The organism is Lysobacter fragariae (assembly GCF_054779775.1).
The window spans coordinates 181534-196383 of record NZ_BAAGXP010000007.1 but is presented as its reverse complement, the minus strand read 5'-3'; the positions used below and the strand labels follow the sequence as shown (position 1 = coordinate 196383).

The window sequence follows — 14850 nt, the reverse complement described above, 5'->3', positions numbered from 1 at the left end:
GCGGGCGCTTTGCAGCGCGGAATGATGACAGATCGACCGACCGGTCGAGCCGTGGAACAGGCCGCCGCCGTGTTTGTCCGGTGTGTCGGCTCGGGCGCATGCCGGCTAGAGTGCGCACATGAACGAAACCGCCTCCGATTCCGACCTCCATCACCTTGCCCAGCAACTGGGCAGCCTTGCCCAGGCCAACCATCACAGCCTGGTCACTGCCGAAAGCTGCACGGGCGGCTGGATCGCCAAGGTCCTGACTGACGTTGCCGGCTCATCCGCGTGGTTCGAATGCGGCATCGCGGCCTACAGCTACGAGTCCAAGCAGGCGCTGCTCAGCGTGCGTCCGGAGACCCTGGAACACCACGGCGCGGTGAGCCGCGAAACGGTCCTGGAGATGGTGTCTGGGGCGTTGGTGCATTCGGGGGCCACCCTCGCCGTTGCGGTGACCGGAATCGCCGGGCCCTCCGGCGGAACCACCGACAAGCCCGTCGGCACGGTATGGGTGGCGTGGAAGCGTCGCGGCGGCTACGCGACGGCCGAGGTCTTTCACTTTGCCGGCGACCGCGAAGCCGTGCGGCGGCAGACGGTGGCCACGGCATTGCAGGGATTGATGCGTCTGGCCGGCTGAAAGCGTCAGGCAGCCTTGGGGGGGGCTTGCTTTCCGGAAAAGGTCGTTAGTAGTATTGCTACTAATGAACCTGACCGACACCCAGCGCGCCATCCTGGCCCTCATCACCGAGCGGATCGAAGGCGAGGGCGTGCCACCGTCGCAGACCGAGATCGCGACGGCCTTCGGTTTCAGCAGCGTCCGTGCGGCGCAGTACCACCTGGAGGCACTGGAACGTGCCGGCGCCATCCAGCGGGTGCCCGGGCAGGCGCGTGGCATCCGCCTCACCCAGTCCTCGCTCCGGCCTGCCGCCAACGATGACGCCGTGCGTCTGCCGGTGCTGGGCCGGGTCGCCGCCGGTGCCCCGATCGGTCCCGGCACCGACCTGGAGGCCGATGACTATGTCCTGCTGGACAAGAACTTCTTCGCCCCCGCCCCCGATTACCTGCTGAAGGTCAAGGGCGACTCCATGCGCGACGAAGGCATTTTCGACGGCGACCTGATCGGCGTGCATCGCACCGGCGATGCGCGCAGCGGCCAGATAGTCGTGGCGCGCATCGACGATGAAATCACCGTAAAGCTGCTGAAGATCGGCAAGGACCGCATTCGTCTGCTGCCGCGCAATCCGGATTACGCCCCCATTGAAGTGCTGCCGGACCAGGACTTCGCCATCGAAGGTCTGTACTGCGGTCTGGTGCGGCCGAATCGATGAAAGCGCACGAACCCGGCACGAAGGCAGTCGATTCAGGTTTTTCCGACGCTGCGGTGCGGATTCCTCCCATTACTCCGATCAGGCCGGCGCAGTAGATTTTTTTATCGCCAGGTCCCTGCGTCTCAGCCTCTGCGATACGCACCCGATAGCCTGATCCCAACGCACACAAACACGACTAAGGAACCGCCACGATGGACGAGAACAAGAAGCGCGCCCTCTCCGCTGCCCTGGGCCAGATCGAAAAGCAGTTCGGCAAGGGCACCGTGATGCGCATGGGCGACCAGGTCTCCGAGCCCGTCGAGGTCATCGGCACCGGCTCGCTGATGCTGGACCTCGCACTGGGCATCGGCGGGCTGCCGAAGGGCCGCGTCGTTGAAATCTACGGCCCGGAATCCTCGGGCAAGACCACGCTGACCCTGCAGACCATCGCCCAGTGTCAGAAGGCCGGCGGCACCTGCGCCTTTATCGATGCCGAACATGCGCTCGATCCGACCTACGCCTCCAAGCTGGGGGTCAACGTCGACGACCTGCTGGTCAGTCAGCCCGATACCGGCGAACAGGCCCTGGAAATCGCCGACATGCTGGTGCGCTCCAATTCGGTCGACATGGTCGTGATCGACTCGGTCGCCGCGCTGACGCCCCGGGCGGAAATCGAAGGCGAGATGGGCGACCAGCTTCCGGGTCTGCAAGCCCGCCTGATGAGCCAGGCGCTACGCAAGCTGACCGGCAACATCAAGCGCAGCAACTGCATGGTGATCTTCATCAACCAGTTGCGCATGAAGATCGGCGTGATGATGCCGGGCCAGAGTCCGGAAACCACTACCGGCGGCAACGCGCTCAAGTTCTATGCCTCCGTCCGCCTGGACATCCGTCGCATCGGCTCGGTGAAGAAGGGCGACGAGATCGTCGGCAACCAGACGAGGATCAAGGTCGTCAAGAACAAGATGGCGCCGCCGTTCAAGCAGGTCGTTACCGAGATCCTGTATGGCGAAGGAATCTCGCGCGAAGGCGAGCTGATCGACATGGGTGTGGAGGCCAAACTGGTCGAGAAGTCCGGCGCGTGGTACGGCTACAACGGCGAGCGCATCGGACAGGGCAAGGAAAATGCCCGCCAGTACCTCAAGGACAACCCGGCGCTGGCGGTCCAACTGGAGGCGTCGCTGCGTGAGAAGTTCCAGCCGGCAGACGCACCTCGCAAGGAAGTTGAAGACTCCGACGACTGAGGCTTCGAGCAGGTCCCATAACTCAGGAATATCCCACTCATAAGGAAATGAGCATGAAGTTCGAAATCTATCCGTCTGACACAGCGCTGGTTTCGCAGGTCTGGCGCTGGCGGCTGGTGGCTTCCAATGGCAGAACAATCGCCGACAGCGCCGAAGGTTATTTCAGCAAGGCCGACTGCAAGCACGGCATCGATTTGGTGAAGGGCGCGAATGCCATGACGCCTGTAGAGGAGGTCCGGGGGACTTGAGTCCCCGGTCCGCTGGCGCATCGGCTCGCGACAGGCTCGGTGCCGCCGTGCCGAGGACTCCGGGAGGTTCCTGCGTGACTGATGAAGATGCCGCTGCCGACCCTGATGCGAAGTCCGGGCGACGTGGGCGGGCCCCAGCCACCGCTACGCAGCGGGCGCTGGGCCTGCTCACCCGGCGCGAGCACTCCAGGAAGGAGTTGACGCGAAAACTCACCTCGCGCGGCGTGGATGCGTCCGAGGTGGAGGTGGCCGTGGCAAAGCTTGCGCGGGATGGTTGGCAAAGCGACGGTCGTTTTGCCGAGAGCCTGGTCCGGGCCCGCGTCGCTGGCGGGTATGGCCCAGCACGGATCCGTGCCGAATTGGCAACCCACGGCCTCGAGCGTGATGCCATCGCCGCCGCTCTGGATACTTTCAATGGCGACTGGGCCGAAATCGCCTCCGACCTCGTCCGTCGGCGCTACGGCCCAGTCGCCGCCTTTGATCTCGGTACGCGGCGCAAGGCCGCGGATCTCCTGGTGCGACGCGGGTTCGAGGGCGACATCATCCGAGCCGTAATCCGGTCGGATCTGTAGCCGCCGCTGAGCCGCCCGGGCGGTCGTTGCCGGGAGGGAGGGCGCCGGGACGGCGGGAAAGGCGAACGGGCGGGTCTCGAGTCACCTTGCCGACCCTGCCTGCTAACCTAGAGGGCTTCCCGTTTTGGGTTGTCTGCTCGGCTCTCCGTCGCCATGTTGGCTGCATCGGAGGGTCGCTCGCGGCCTGCCCCAGCCTTCTGGATTCCCGCCCGGCATGAAAACCACTTCCGAAATCCGTAGCGATTTCCTTGAATTCTTCCGTTCCAAGGGCCATGCGGTGGTCCCGTCCAGCCCGCTGGTGCCGGGCAACGATCCGACGTTGTTGTTCACCAACGCGGGAATGGTGCAGTTCAAGGACGTGTTCCTCGGAGCGGAGAAGCGCAGCTACACCCGCGCCACCAGTTCACAGCGCTGCGTACGCGCCGGCGGCAAACACAACGACCTGGACCAGGTCGGTTATACCGCGCGCCACCACACGTTCTTCGAGATGCTGGGCAACTTCAGCTTCGGCGACTACTTCAAGAAGGACGCCATCGTCTGGGCGTGGGAGCTGCTGACCGACACGTGGAAGCTGCCGAAGGACAAGCTTCTCGTCACGATCTACCACACCGACGACGAAGCCTTCGACATCTGGAACCAGGTGGTGGGCCTTCCGCCCGAGCGCATCATCCGCATCGGCGACAACAAGGGCGCCCCGTTTGCGTCGGACAACTTCTGGCAGATGGCCGACACCGGTCCCTGCGGCCCGTGCACAGAGATCTTCTACGACCATGGCGCGCATATCGCCGGTGGTCCGCCGGGCTCACCTGACGAAGACGGCGATCGTTTCATCGAGATCTGGAACAACGTTTTCATGCAGTTCGACCGCCAGGCTGACGGCACGCTCGTGCCGCTCCCGGCGCCGTGCGTCGACACCGGCATGGGCCTCGAACGCCTTGCCGCCGTGCTCCAGCACGTGCACAGCAACTACGAAATCGACCTGTTCCAGCACCTGATCAGGGCCGCCGCCGCGATCACAGGCACCAGCGACCTGGAACACAAGTCGTTGCGCGTGATCGCCGACCACGTCCGCGCGTGCTCGTTCTTGATCGTCGACGGCGTGCTGCCTAGCAACGAAGGCCGCGGCTACGTGTTGCGCCGGATCATCCGCCGCGCGGTGCGCCACTTCTGGAAGCTCGGCGCGCTAGGTAGCGAGGGAACGTTCTGGCGCATGGTCGCGTCGCTTGTGGAGGCGATGGGCGACGCCTATCCGGAACTCATCCAGAAGCGCGAACTCGTCGAGCGCGCCCTCAAGGCCGAAGAAGCCGCATTCGCGACGACGCTCGACGCCGGCATGCAGCGCCTGGACGGCTATCTCGCCGCATCCGGCGGCAGCATCGATGGCGAACAGCTGTTCCAGTTGCACGACACCTACGGCTGCCCGCCCGACCTGATCGCCGACATCCTGCGCGAGAAGGGCAGCGAGCTGCCCGCCAGCGTGATGGCGGACTACGAGCGCCTGATGGAACAGCAGCGCGAACGCGCGCGCGCCGCGGGCAAGTTCGGTGGTGGCATCGCCATGCCGGCTGAGCTGATCGCGCAATTGCAGCCGACGCAGTTCCTCGGCTACGAAAAGCTGACTGAGGGCGGTCTCGAGGTCCTCGCACTGCTCAAGGACGGCAAGCCCGTTGATGCGATCGGCGCTGGTGATGAAGCCATCGTCATCCTCGACCGCACTCCGTTCTACGCTGAGAGCGGCGGCCAGGTCGGCGATACCGGCGAGATCGATGAAGCCGGGACCCGCTTCGTCGTGCGGGATACCCAGAAGTTCGCGGGCCAGTTCCACGGCCATGTCGGCACGCTCATGGCCGGGACGCTCAAGCGTGGCGACCATGTGCTGGGTGCGGTCGATGCTGTCCGTCGTGCCGCGACCGTGCTCAACCACAGCGCCACCCATCTGCTGCACGCCGCACTGCGTGACGCCTTGGGTACCCACGTCACCCAGAAGGGTTCGCTGGTCGCGCCCGATCGCCTGCGCTTCGACTTCGCGCACTTCCAGTCCGTGACCGCCGGCGAACTCGCGCGGATCGAGCGCCAGGTGAACGCCGAGATCCGCCGGAACCACGGCGTCGAAGTACATCACATGGACATGCAGGAAGCCCTCGACTTCGGCGCGATGGCGCTGTTCGGCGAGAAGTACGGCGAGCGGGTCCGCGTCCTGCGTATGGGCGACACGTCGACAGAGCTTTGCGGCGGCACCCACGTCAACCGTACCGGCGACATCGGTCTGTTCAAGATCGTGTCCGAGGGCGGTGTCTCGGCTGGTGTTCGCCGCATCGAGGCGGTCACCGGGCAAGGCGCCCTGGACTACGTGACCGACGAGGAGCGTCGACTCGACGAAGCCGCCGGCCTGCTGGGCGGAAGCGCCGCCGACATCGCGGAAAAACTGCGCGCCCTGCTGGATCGCCAGAAAAAGCTGGAGCGCGAGCTCGAGTCCCTCAAGGCGAAGGCGGCCTCGGGAGCGACGTCCGATTTGGCCGGCTCCGCTGTCGATGTCCGTGGAGCCAAGGTAGTGGCGGCGCGACTGGAGGGATTCGACGCAAAGGCCCTGCGCGAAGCGGTCGACCGGCTCAAGCAGCAGCTCGGCAATGCCGTGGTGGTGCTGGCCGGTGCCGTGGATGGCAAGGCGGCGTTGGTTGCTGGCGTGAGTGATTCCCTCACTGGCCGGGTCAAGGCCGGGGAGCTACTGTCACACATAGCCAACCAGGTCAATGGCAAGGGCGGTGGCCGCCCCGACATGGCCCAGGGTGGCGGTGAAGATGGTCCGAAGTTGTCTGAAGCGCTGGCGGGCGTCACGGACTGGGTCGCCCAAAAGCTGGCATGATCGCGGGAAGTTTTGCGTAGAACTTAGAACAGGGGGCGCTGAACTTTAGGATCGCTGTTTGGGTCGTAGGGTCTGGCGTTGTTTTGGAAGTAAGGCGTCCAAGTGGATTGGGCGTTGCCGGCGAGGTTGGCCGGTATGAGGAGATTCACATGCTTATCCTGACGCGTCGCGTCGGCGAGACTTTGATGATCGGTGACTCGGTAACGGTCACTGTCCTGGGCGTAAAAGGCAACCAGGTGCGCATCGGCATTACCGCGCCCAAGGATGTGGCGGTCCATCGCGAGGAAATCTATCAGCGCATCCAGCGCGGAGAAGGTGCTCCCGAGCATAAGGACGACGCCGGCTAGGAAATGTTTGCCGTGCATGCGCAGAGCCGCTATGCTCTGCGCCCCGCGTAGTTATGTCGCGGAGACTTGCCCGAGTGGCCGAAGGGGCTCCCCTGCTAAGGGAGTATGGGGTCAAAAGCTCCATCGAGGGTTCGAATCCCTCAGTCTCCGCCAGTTTTCCAGCTCAATTGTTTGACGAGCTTGTGGAACATCTGCATAATTCCGCTTCTAGTCTTTGCGCCCGTAGCTCAGCTGGATAGAGCACCAGGCTACGAACTTGGGGGTCGGAGGTTCGAATCCTTCCGGGCGCGCCATACAAAGCAGAAGGCCGACGAATCAAATCGTCGGCCTTCTGCTTTTTGGCGTTCGACAACAACGTTGCGCCAGCCGCTCAGGTAACTCCGCCTGCACCGAAATGGTCGAGCACGACCACGTCGCCACGTCCCGGCCGATAGCCTCCCAGCAGCGCTGCGTGAACGTAGTCGGCGGCGCGTCGGCAGGCGGCTGGCAATGCATGGCCGAGACACAGGTTCGCCGCCACCGCCGAGGCCAATGTGCATCCCGTGCCGTGGGCTTCCAGCCGCAGGCGCGGATGCGAAATCGTCGTCAATCCAATCGCGTCAGCAAGCAGGTCGACGACATCGCCCGTGCCGGGGAGGTGGCCGCCTTTCAGCAGCACGGCGCGCGCGCCGCGTTGTCGCAGCGCCATGCAGGCATCGCGCATTGCATCGTGGTCGTCAATGGTCGTGCCCAGCAGCAGCTCGGCTTCGGGCAGGTTGGGCGTGATCACGGTGGCTAGTGGCAACAGTCGCGAGCGCAGCGCGTCGAGTGCATCGGGTTCCAGCAGGCGCGCGCCGGACGTGGCGACCATCACCGGATCCAGCACGATGTGCCGGGGACGATGCCGTTCCAGTGCGTCGGCAACCGCATTGATGACGTCCGCTCGCGCCAGCATTCCCAGTTTCACCGCACCGATGTCGAAATCATCGAAGCAGGCGTCGATCTGCGCGCGCAGAAAATTCACGGAGGGAACCTCTACCGCGGTGACACCACGCGTGTGTTGCGCCGTCAGTGCGGCAATGGCGCTCAGCCCATGGACGCGGTGTGCGGCGAAGGTTTTCAGATCGGCCTGGATGCCGGCGCCGCCGCCCGAATCGGATCCGGCGATGGTCAGGGCGCAGAGGAGGGACGTGTGGGCTTGGTGCATGCCCTCATTGTGCGTCAGTTGCTGGATGCCAGTGTCGATAGAGGGCATACGCGACGCCGGTAACGCCAGTGACGAAGGCCGGAACCAGCAAAGCGTCGTAACCGATACGACCGAACAGCAGCGCACCCAGGATGCCGCCAGTGAGAAACCCGCTGATGATGAGGCCGCAAAGGGCCAGGCGACGGCGAGGCAGCGGTAGTCCGCGTAGCGCGTGACCCAGGCCGATGCCCAGGTCGGTGAACATTCCGCTCAGGTGTGTCGTGCGCACGACCGCGCCGCTCACGGTGGTGGCCATCGCATTCTGCAATCCGCACGCCATTGCAGCCAGCAGTGCGCCGGCGATCTGCTGGTGCTTGAACAACGGCACGGCGGCCAGCAACAGCAGGGATTCGATGGTCAGCACGACGCCGTACCTTCGCCCCAGCTTCAGTGTGCTGTCCTGGATGATCATGCCGCTGAGGGTCGCCCCCGCCATGAAGGCGAGGGCGATGCCCAGCAGGTTCGTCGCGCTGCGTGAATCGCCGCCTGCGACGGCCGCTGCGAACAGGCTGGTCGTGCCAGTGAGGTGGGTGACCGCCTGGTGCTCGAACCCCAGGTAGCCGACCACGTTGACCATGCCGGCGATGCAGGCCAACGAGCCTGCACCAACCCACACCCAGCGCGGCAGCTGCACTCCCAACGCGGTTACAGCACTTCCGAAGCGTAGTCCGCCAGGCGCGAACGCTCGCCGCGGCGAAGCGTGACGTGCGCGCTGTGTCCCCAAGCCTTGAACCGGTCGACCGCATAGGTAAGGCCAGACGTGGTCTCGGTCAGGTAGGGCGTATCGATCTGCTCGACGTTGCCCAGGCACACGATCTTCGTGCCCGGACCGGCGCGCGTGATCAGCGTCTTCATTTGCTTCGGCGTGAGGTTCTGCGCTTCGTCCAGGATCAGCCAGCGACTCAGGAAGGTGCGACCACGCATGAAGTTGAGCGAACGGATCTTGATGCGTGAGGCGAGCAGGTCGTTGGTCGCCGCGCGACCCCAGCTGCCGCCTTCCGGGTTGTGCGTGAGCACCTCCAGGTTGTCGGTCAGCGCACCCATCCACGGCGTCATCTTTTCCTCTTCCGTGCCTGGGAGGAAACCGATGTCCTCGCCGACGCTCACCGTCGCACGGGTCATGATGATTTCGCGGTAACGCTGCTGGTCCATCGTCTGCGCTAGTCCCGCGGCCAGCGCGAGCAGCGTCTTGCCGGTGCCCGCGGTGCCGAGCAGGGTGACGAAGTCGATCTCCGGATCCATCAGCGCGTTGAGCGCGAAGTTCTGCTCGCGGTTGCGCGCGGTGATGCCCCACACGGCATGCTGGTTGTGGCGGAAGTCGTCGACGATCTGCAGGATGACGCGGTCGCCTTCGATGCGCGCCACCTTCATCTCGGCTTCCTCGTCGCCGGGCAGGTAGAGGAACTGGTTTGGATACCAGTCGTCATCTTCGTTACGACGGATCTCGTAGAAGGTGCGGCCTTTTTCCGTCCACGAGCGCAGATCCTTGCCATAGACCTGCCAGAAATCCGCGGACAGCGCGGTCGAACCGGTGTAGAGCAGGCTGAAATCGTCCAGCGCGCGGTCGTTCTCGTAGTCCTCCGAGTCGATGCCCGCTATCGATGCCTTGATGCGCAGGTTGATGTCCTTGGAAACGAACACCACCGGCACGCCGGGCTCGGCTTCCTTCAGCGAGAGGATCGAACCCAGGATGTGGTTGTCCGGGATCACCGCGCCGAAGCGCTTGCCCGAGTCGAAGTCGCGCGTCTGGAAGCGCAGCCTGCCGATGCTCTGCTCGCCGCGCAGCTGCAATCCCTGCGGGCGGTTGAGGGTGATGCCCTCGTTGATCGAGCGGGTGCCCTGGTTCTCGATCAGCTCGTTGAGGAAGCGGCTGACCTGGCGTGCATTGCGGCTGGCTTCGGTGTTGCCTTTCTTGCCGTTGTCCAGCTCCTCGATCACCTGCATCGGCAGGAAGACATCGTGTTCCTCGAATTTGAACAGCGCGGTGGGGTCGTGCATCAGCACGTTGGTGTCGAGGACGTAGATGCGCTTGCTTCGGGTCATCATGTTTTCCTGGCGACTGCAGCGGTGGAGGTGTTCGGGTAGGAGCAGGCCGGGTAGGGGCAGGCCGGGCACGGACAGGCCACCACAAGCCCGCGGGGCGGGGTGGTGGAGGCATTGGGATACGGTGTGGTCACTTCGTCGAGGCAGCCTTGAGTGCGTCGAGGACGGCCTGGGCATGGCCGGGCACTTTCACGGGGCGCCATGACTGGGCGATGACGCCTTTCGGATTGATCAGGAAGGTGCTGCGTTCGACGCCGACGTACTCGCGGCCATAGAGCTTCTTCGGCTTGATCACGCCGAAGGCGTTGCAGAGCGCCTCGTCGGCGTCGCTGATCAGGTCGAACTTGAAACCCTGCTTCGCGCAGAAGTTCTGGTGCGACTTGATCGAATCGCGGGAGACGCCCAGCACGGTGGCGTCGAGCTTTTTGAACTTCGGCAGCAGCGCGTTGAAGTCAATGCCCTCCGTGGTGCAGCCGGGCGTGCTGTCCTTGGGATAGAAATACAGTATCAGCCACTGGCCCTTGTAGTCGGAGAGGCGGCCTCCGCTGCCACTTGAAAGCGCGATGGGAAGATCGGGGATCTTGTCGCCGGTATCGAGCATCTGCCTTTTCGTTCCGAACGCAGTGAGGGATCTGTTTCGCCCGTGGCTCCCGAACGCAGATCCCTCGCTGCGTCGGGACGACAACAACTCGTTACTCAGAACTTCATCGGATCCATGATCGCGTCAAGGTTAAGGTGATCGCAGAACTCAAGGAAGTCATCGCGCAGCGCAGCAATGTGCATGCTCGCTGGCACGCCGATGGTCACCTGGGCGGAAAACATGTCCGCGCCGGTCTGCATCGCGCGGTAACGCGAGCAATGCAGGCTCTCGATGGTGATGCCCTGGCGGTCGAAGAAATCGGCGAGCTGGAAGAGAATCCCCGGCTTGTCGGCGGCGACGACTTCCACGATGTACGGCAGCAGGTTGGACTGCACCTGCTTGGGGCCGGTGCGGTACCAGTTGAGCTTCAGGCCTTCCTCGCGCTCAAGGCGGGTGAGCGCGGACTCCAGCTTGGCGACCGCATCCCAGGGCCCCACGGCAAGCGCGGTGACGGAGACATCCCGGCCCACCGTGGACAGCCGTGCGTCCACCAGATTGCAACCGCTGTCCGTGATCCGGCGCGTCACCGACAACAGTGGCGACTCCGGATGCGTCGTATAGGCGTTGATCAGGAGGTGGTTTTCGTTCGGCGACGGCCGGGAAGCGATATCGGTCAAGGCGGCGCCTGAGGTCTTGGGGGCGGGAAGCCCGGATCTGCAAAGTGGCCGCCTTGTGGGCGGTCCTGGCCAGCATACTTGCCCGCGGTTTCAGGCCGCAAGTAACATTCCGGTGTACTTTCTGCTTATTCCTCGCGGGTTTTTCCTCGCAGGTTCCCGCAGCCGCCCGTCCAGCCCTAAGCTAGGCGGCCAACCGACCTTCTCAGAGTCACACCCTTGCGACTTTCCGGCAGCATTACCGCGCTGGCGACGCCTTTCAACGCCGCTGGCGAACTCGATCTCGACGCGTGGCATCGCCTGCTTCAGCAGCAACTCGACGGCGGCACGCAGGCGATCGTGGTCGCCGGTTCCACGGGCGAGGCAGCGGCCCTGTTCGACGCAGAATTCGACCTGCTCCTCCGCAGTGCGGTGGAGCTGGTTGCCGGCCGCATCGCGGTGCTGGCTGGCACGGGCCTTTCCAGCACGGCCAAGACCATCGAGCAGACCCGCCGCGCCGGTGCATTGGGCGCCGATGCCGCGCTCATCGTCACGCCACCGTACGTGCGACCGACACAAGGCGGCCTGGTCGCGCATTACCGGGCTATCGCCGATGACGGCGCATTGCCCATCGTGCTCTACAACGTGCCCGGGCGTACCGGTGGCGACCTGTTGCCGGAAACCGTTGCTGAGCTGTGCGGCCATCCGCGCATCGTGGGCATCAAGGAAGCGCGCGGTGACGCCGAACGCATGGACGCGTTGCTGAAGTTCAAGTCCGCGGATTTCCGCGTGCTCAGCGGCGACGACCCGACAGCCTGCCGCGCGATGCTCGCTGGCGCCGACGGTGTGATCTCGGTGGCGTCCAACGTGCTGCCCGCAGCGATGCGTCGCTTGTGCGATCTTGCCCGCGCCGGCAAGAAGGATGTCGCGCAGAAGTGGGATGACCGCCTGCAGCCGGCGTTCGATTTCATGGGTGTGGAGTCCAACCCGATCCCGGTCAAGGCGCTGCTCGCCCTGCAGGGCATCGGCCACGGCCTGCGCCTGCCGCTCACGTCACTCTCCAGCGCGCACTCCGATACTGCCCATTCGATGGCAGCCCTGGTGCGCGAACTTGAAACCGCCGGACGCGACGCGTTCTGATCTGCGTCAGCTGATCCACCTCATCTTTCGAAATAGCATCCCGTAGGAGAAGCACCATGCGTGTGAATGTTTCCAAGCGTCGTCTGGCGTTGGTCGGCCTGGTTCTGGTCGCCGTAGTCGCGAGCTCGGGTTGCAGCTGGTTCCATCGGAAAGACAAGCTCTACATGCAGGACGCGCAGAACCGTCCGCTGGAAGTGCCGCCGGACCTCGACATGCCGAACACCCAGGGTGCGACCGTGGTGCCTGGTGCCCCGGCGCTGGCGTCGACGGTGGCATCGCCGACCATGGCGAATGGCTTCGCCGTCGCCGGCAGCCGCGACGACGTCTTCGCCAAGGTCGGCGAGGAACTGGTCAAGGTCGACGGCCTCACCATCGCCAGCCGCGCACAGCTGCTCGGTGTGTATGACGTGAGCTACCAGGGCAGCAATTTCCTGGTGCGCGTGAGCACGACCGATTCGGGCGCGTTCGTGGCTGCGGTCGATCCGCGTGGCCAGGCGGCCGCCGGCGAAGGCCCGGTCAAGCTCATCGCTGCGTTGAAGGCAGCGCTGGGCGGCAACTGACCGCTCACCGGACCCGTAACGAAAACGGCGCCTGAGGGCGCCGTTTTTGTGTGTGTCGGTGCCGGTCAGGCGCGTGGGTAGTGTCGGCGTTCGGCGCTGTCAGCGCTCGATCATGTCGCGCTTGCCCGGCTTGCCTTCCCACTCCTTGGCGTCGGGGAGGGCGTCCTTGCGCGTGGTGATCACCGGCCAGGCCTTGGCGAGGTCGGCATTGAGGGCGACGAAGGATTCCTGGCCCGCGGGCACGTCGTCTTCCGGATAGATCGCGTTGACCGGGCATTCGGGTTCGCACAGCGTGCAGTCGATGCATTCGTCCGGATCGATCACCAGGAAGTTCGGGCCTTCGTGGAAGCAATCGACAGGGCATACCTCGACGCAGTCGGTGTACTTGCACTTGACGCAGTTCTCGGTGACGACGAAAGGCATGGTCCTGGTTCCGTGGAGTGGTGCGCGAAGTAGTTTAGCCACTCGCGCATGCCGGCGACACCGCCGGCGCGGGCAACAAAAAACCCGGCGCGGGCCGGGTCTCGTGTCAGGCCGTATCTCAAGATCGGGCCCGGAATATGGCGCTCCCTACGGGATTCGAACCCGTGTTTTAGCCTTGAGAGGGCCACGTCCTGGGCCTCTAGACGAAGGGAGCATTGGAACCGCGACAGGGAACGACCTGAACGCGGCCTGCTAGTATACGGAGCGTTGTTGCCCCCGGCAACGCAGTCCACTGACCATCAAGGAACCGCGGCAAGGCCGCCCGATGCATCCCACAACCGTCCAACCGACGCTGCGGACCATCCCGCGCGAAGACCACAACGTCTCCCGCCGGGACATCAGTCCCAATGCACTGCGCGTGCTCTACCGCCTGCGCGAAGCCGGCTTCGGCGCCTACCTGGTCGGTGGCGCCGTGCGCGACCTGCTGGTCGGCGGCCATCCCAAGGATTTCGACGTCGCCACCGATGCCACGCCGGAGCAGGTGAAGCAGTTGTTCCGCAACTGCCGCCTGATCGGCCGCCGCTTCCGCCTCGCGCACGTGGTGTTTGGTCGCGAGATCATCGAAGTGGCCACCTTCCGCGCCAACGCAGACGACGGCAGCGGCGACCGCGAGACCCACGAAGGCGGCCGTGTCCTGCGCGACAACGTCTTCGGCAGCATCGAGGACGACGCCGTCCGCCGCGACTTCACCGCCAACGCGCTGTACTACGCGATCGAGGATTTCTCGGTGCGCGACTACACCGGCGGCTACGAAGACGTGCGCAACCGCCTGATGCGCCTGATCGGCGATCCGGAAACGCGCTATCGCGAGGATCCCGTGCGCATGCTGCGCGCGGTTCGCCTGGCGGCGAAGCTCAATTTCGAGATCGAAACCGCCACCGCCCGGCCGATTCCGGAACTGGCCGGCCTGCTCAGCGAAGCCGCGCCGGCGCGCCTGTTCGAGGAATGCCTGAAGCTGTTCCTCACCGGCAACGCGGTCGCCAGCTTCGAAGGCCTCGAGCGCCACGGCCTGCTGGCGGCGCTGTTCCCGGAAACCGCCGCCGCATTGCATTCCAACCGCAGCGGCGCGCTGCGCAGCATGGTGGTCGCCGGTCTGCGCAGCACTGATGCCCGTGTGGCCAACGACGAACCCGTGTCGCCAGCGTTCCTGTTCGCGCTGCTGCTGTGGCCGGCGTATTGCCGCGCACTGGCCCAGCTCCAGCACAGTGGCACGCACGCCGCCGAAGCCGAGCGCCGCGCGGCCGACCGCGTCACCGTGCACCAGCTCAACACCATCGCGCTGCCGCGCCGGTTCTCCCTGCCGATGCAGGAAATCTGGCTGCTGCAGTCGCGCTTCTCGCTGCGCCAGCGCAAGCGCGTGTTCCGGCTGCTGTCGCATCCGCGCTTCCGTGCTGCGTACGACTTCCTCAACCTGCGCCTGGCCGCATCGAACGAGCACGCCGAAGACGTCGCGTTCTGGCGCGAAGCGCAGCAGCAGCCGGGTGACGTGCTCGCCTCGCAGCTGGACACGCAGCAGCACAACGACGAAGCCGCCGGCGCACCGCGTCGCCGTCGCCGCCGCCGCCGCCCCAGCTCGAGCGCCGCGTCCGAGTGAGTACCGGCA

General features: G+C 64.9%; 16 protein-coding genes and 3 tRNA genes. 12 read left to right on the top strand and 7 right to left on the bottom strand.

Annotated elements, in window-relative coordinates; genetic code table 11:
• Positions 1 to 118 precede the first annotated feature (118 nt).
• From ACYVD7_RS09860 to ACYVD7_RS09820, 9 genes are all read left to right on the top strand, one after another.
• Complete coding sequence (locus tag ACYVD7_RS09860) at positions 119 to 619, top strand: CinA family protein (RefSeq protein ID WP_460762343.1); 501 nt, start codon at positions 119 to 121, stop codon at positions 617 to 619.
• A 64-nt stretch (positions 620 to 683) separates the two neighbouring features.
• Positions 684 to 1310 (top strand): transcriptional repressor LexA, encoded by a 627-nt coding sequence (gene lexA / locus ACYVD7_RS09855; RefSeq protein ID WP_460762340.1) that lies wholly within the window; start codon positions 684 to 686, stop codon positions 1308 to 1310.
• Between the two features lie 191 nt (positions 1311 to 1501).
• Positions 1502 to 2533, top strand: a complete 1032-nt coding sequence (gene recA, locus ACYVD7_RS09850; RefSeq protein WP_460762338.1) for a recombinase RecA — start codon at positions 1502 to 1504, stop codon at positions 2531 to 2533.
• Between the two features lie 53 nt (positions 2534 to 2586).
• Positions 2587 to 2781: a YegP family protein gene (locus tag ACYVD7_RS09845; protein WP_460762335.1), complete on the top strand. Its 195-nt coding sequence runs from the start codon at positions 2587 to 2589 to the stop codon at positions 2779 to 2781.
• A gap of 74 nt (positions 2782 to 2855) precedes the next feature.
• Positions 2856 to 3353 (top strand): regulatory protein RecX, encoded by a 498-nt coding sequence (locus ACYVD7_RS09840; RefSeq protein WP_460762332.1) that lies wholly within the window; start codon positions 2856 to 2858, stop codon positions 3351 to 3353.
• A 214-nt stretch (positions 3354 to 3567) separates the two neighbouring features.
• Positions 3568 to 6216 (top strand): alanine--tRNA ligase, encoded by a 2649-nt coding sequence (gene alaS, locus ACYVD7_RS09835; RefSeq protein WP_460762329.1) that lies wholly within the window; start codon positions 3568 to 3570, stop codon positions 6214 to 6216.
• Positions 6217 to 6365: 149 nt separating this feature from the next.
• The gene (gene csrA / locus ACYVD7_RS09830) at positions 6366 to 6563 is read left to right on the top strand and encodes a carbon storage regulator CsrA (RefSeq protein WP_460762326.1); all 198 of its coding nucleotides are present in this window, start codon (positions 6366 to 6368) and stop codon (positions 6561 to 6563) included.
• A 60-nt stretch (positions 6564 to 6623) separates the two neighbouring features.
• Positions 6624 to 6716 (top strand) — tRNA-Ser (locus ACYVD7_RS09825).
• Positions 6717 to 6779: 63 nt separating this feature from the next.
• Positions 6780 to 6856: transfer RNA gene (locus tag ACYVD7_RS09820), tRNA-Arg, on the top strand.
• Between the two features lie 77 nt (positions 6857 to 6933).
• Here ACYVD7_RS09820 and thiD read toward each other — a convergent pair.
• From thiD to ACYVD7_RS09795, 5 genes are all read right to left on the bottom strand, one after another.
• Positions 6934 to 7749: a bifunctional hydroxymethylpyrimidine kinase/phosphomethylpyrimidine kinase gene (gene thiD, locus ACYVD7_RS09815; protein ID WP_460762323.1), complete on the bottom strand. Its 816-nt coding sequence runs from the start codon at positions 7747 to 7749 to the stop codon at positions 6934 to 6936.
• Positions 7750 to 7753: 4 nt separating this feature from the next.
• Positions 7754 to 8428, bottom strand: coding sequence for a YoaK family protein (locus tag ACYVD7_RS09810; protein ID WP_460762321.1), 675 nt, complete (start codon positions 8426 to 8428; stop codon positions 7754 to 7756).
• A 5-nt stretch (positions 8429 to 8433) separates the two neighbouring features.
• Positions 8434 to 9831 carry a PhoH family protein gene (locus tag ACYVD7_RS09805; RefSeq protein ID WP_460762318.1) on the bottom strand — a complete coding sequence of 466 codons (1398 nt, stop codon included), beginning with the start codon at positions 9829 to 9831 and terminating at the stop codon, positions 8434 to 8436.
• Positions 9832 to 9961: 130 nt separating this feature from the next.
• Positions 9962 to 10432: a peroxiredoxin gene (locus ACYVD7_RS09800; protein ID WP_460762316.1), complete on the bottom strand. Its 471-nt coding sequence runs from the start codon at positions 10430 to 10432 to the stop codon at positions 9962 to 9964.
• A 95-nt stretch (positions 10433 to 10527) separates the two neighbouring features.
• Entirely contained in the window at positions 10528 to 11088 is a 561-nt protein-coding gene (locus ACYVD7_RS09795; RefSeq protein ID WP_460762314.1) for a glycine cleavage system transcriptional repressor, read from the bottom strand.
• A 216-nt stretch (positions 11089 to 11304) separates the two neighbouring features.
• On the opposite strand from ACYVD7_RS09795, the gene dapA reads away from it, so the two are divergent.
• Together dapA and ACYVD7_RS09785 are read left to right on the top strand one after the other, a co-directional pair.
• Entirely contained in the window at positions 11305 to 12204 is a 900-nt protein-coding gene (gene dapA / locus ACYVD7_RS09790) for a 4-hydroxy-tetrahydrodipicolinate synthase (RefSeq protein WP_460762312.1), read from the top strand.
• A gap of 56 nt (positions 12205 to 12260) precedes the next feature.
• The gene (locus ACYVD7_RS09785) at positions 12261 to 12764 is read left to right on the top strand and encodes a hypothetical protein (RefSeq protein WP_460762309.1); all 504 of its coding nucleotides are present in this window, start codon (positions 12261 to 12263) and stop codon (positions 12762 to 12764) included.
• 99 nt (positions 12765 to 12863) lie between these two features.
• On the opposite strand, the gene fdxA is transcribed toward ACYVD7_RS09785, so the two are convergent.
• Together fdxA and ACYVD7_RS09775 are read right to left on the bottom strand one after the other, a co-directional pair.
• Positions 12864 to 13187 carry a ferredoxin FdxA gene (gene fdxA, locus ACYVD7_RS09780; protein ID WP_460762307.1) on the bottom strand — a complete coding sequence of 108 codons (324 nt, stop codon included), beginning with the start codon at positions 13185 to 13187 and terminating at the stop codon, positions 12864 to 12866.
• A 138-nt stretch (positions 13188 to 13325) separates the two neighbouring features.
• Positions 13326 to 13401: transfer RNA gene (locus tag ACYVD7_RS09775), tRNA-Glu, on the bottom strand.
• A gap of 111 nt (positions 13402 to 13512) precedes the next feature.
• Between ACYVD7_RS09775 and pcnB the strand changes: the two genes are divergently transcribed.
• Positions 13513 to 14841: a polynucleotide adenylyltransferase PcnB gene (pcnB, locus tag ACYVD7_RS09770; protein WP_460762304.1), complete on the top strand. Its 1329-nt coding sequence runs from the start codon at positions 13513 to 13515 to the stop codon at positions 14839 to 14841.
• Positions 14842 to 14850 lie beyond the last annotated feature (9 nt).

Coding starts and splice junctions, on each gene's coding strand:
- recA (WP_460762338.1), top strand. CDS start 1,502: ATGGACGAGAACAAGAAGCGCGCCCTCTCCGCTGCCCTGGGCCAGATC.
- ACYVD7_RS09845 (WP_460762335.1), top strand. CDS start 2,587: ATGAAGTTCGAAATCTATCCGTCTGACACAGCGCTGGTTTCGCAGGTC.
- ACYVD7_RS09785 (WP_460762309.1), top strand. CDS start 12,261: ATGCGTGTGAATGTTTCCAAGCGTCGTCTGGCGTTGGTCGGCCTGGTT.
- pcnB (WP_460762304.1), top strand. CDS start 13,513: ATGCATCCCACAACCGTCCAACCGACGCTGCGGACCATCCCGCGCGAA.
- lexA (WP_460762340.1), top strand. CDS start 684: ATGAACCTGACCGACACCCAGCGCGCCATCCTGGCCCTCATCACCGAG.
- alaS (WP_460762329.1), top strand. CDS start 3,568: ATGAAAACCACTTCCGAAATCCGTAGCGATTTCCTTGAATTCTTCCGT.
- ACYVD7_RS09805 (WP_460762318.1), bottom strand. CDS start 9,831: ATGACCCGAAGCAAGCGCATCTACGTCCTCGACACCAACGTGCTGATG.
- fdxA (WP_460762307.1), bottom strand. CDS start 13,187: ATGCCTTTCGTCGTCACCGAGAACTGCGTCAAGTGCAAGTACACCGAC.
- ACYVD7_RS09800 (WP_460762316.1), bottom strand. CDS start 10,432: ATGCTCGATACCGGCGACAAGATCCCCGATCTTCCCATCGCGCTTTCA.
- ACYVD7_RS09860 (WP_460762343.1), top strand. CDS start 119: ATGAACGAAACCGCCTCCGATTCCGACCTCCATCACCTTGCCCAGCAA.
- csrA (WP_460762326.1), top strand. CDS start 6,366: ATGCTTATCCTGACGCGTCGCGTCGGCGAGACTTTGATGATCGGTGAC.
- thiD (WP_460762323.1), bottom strand. CDS start 7,749: ATGCACCAAGCCCACACGTCCCTCCTCTGCGCCCTGACCATCGCCGGA.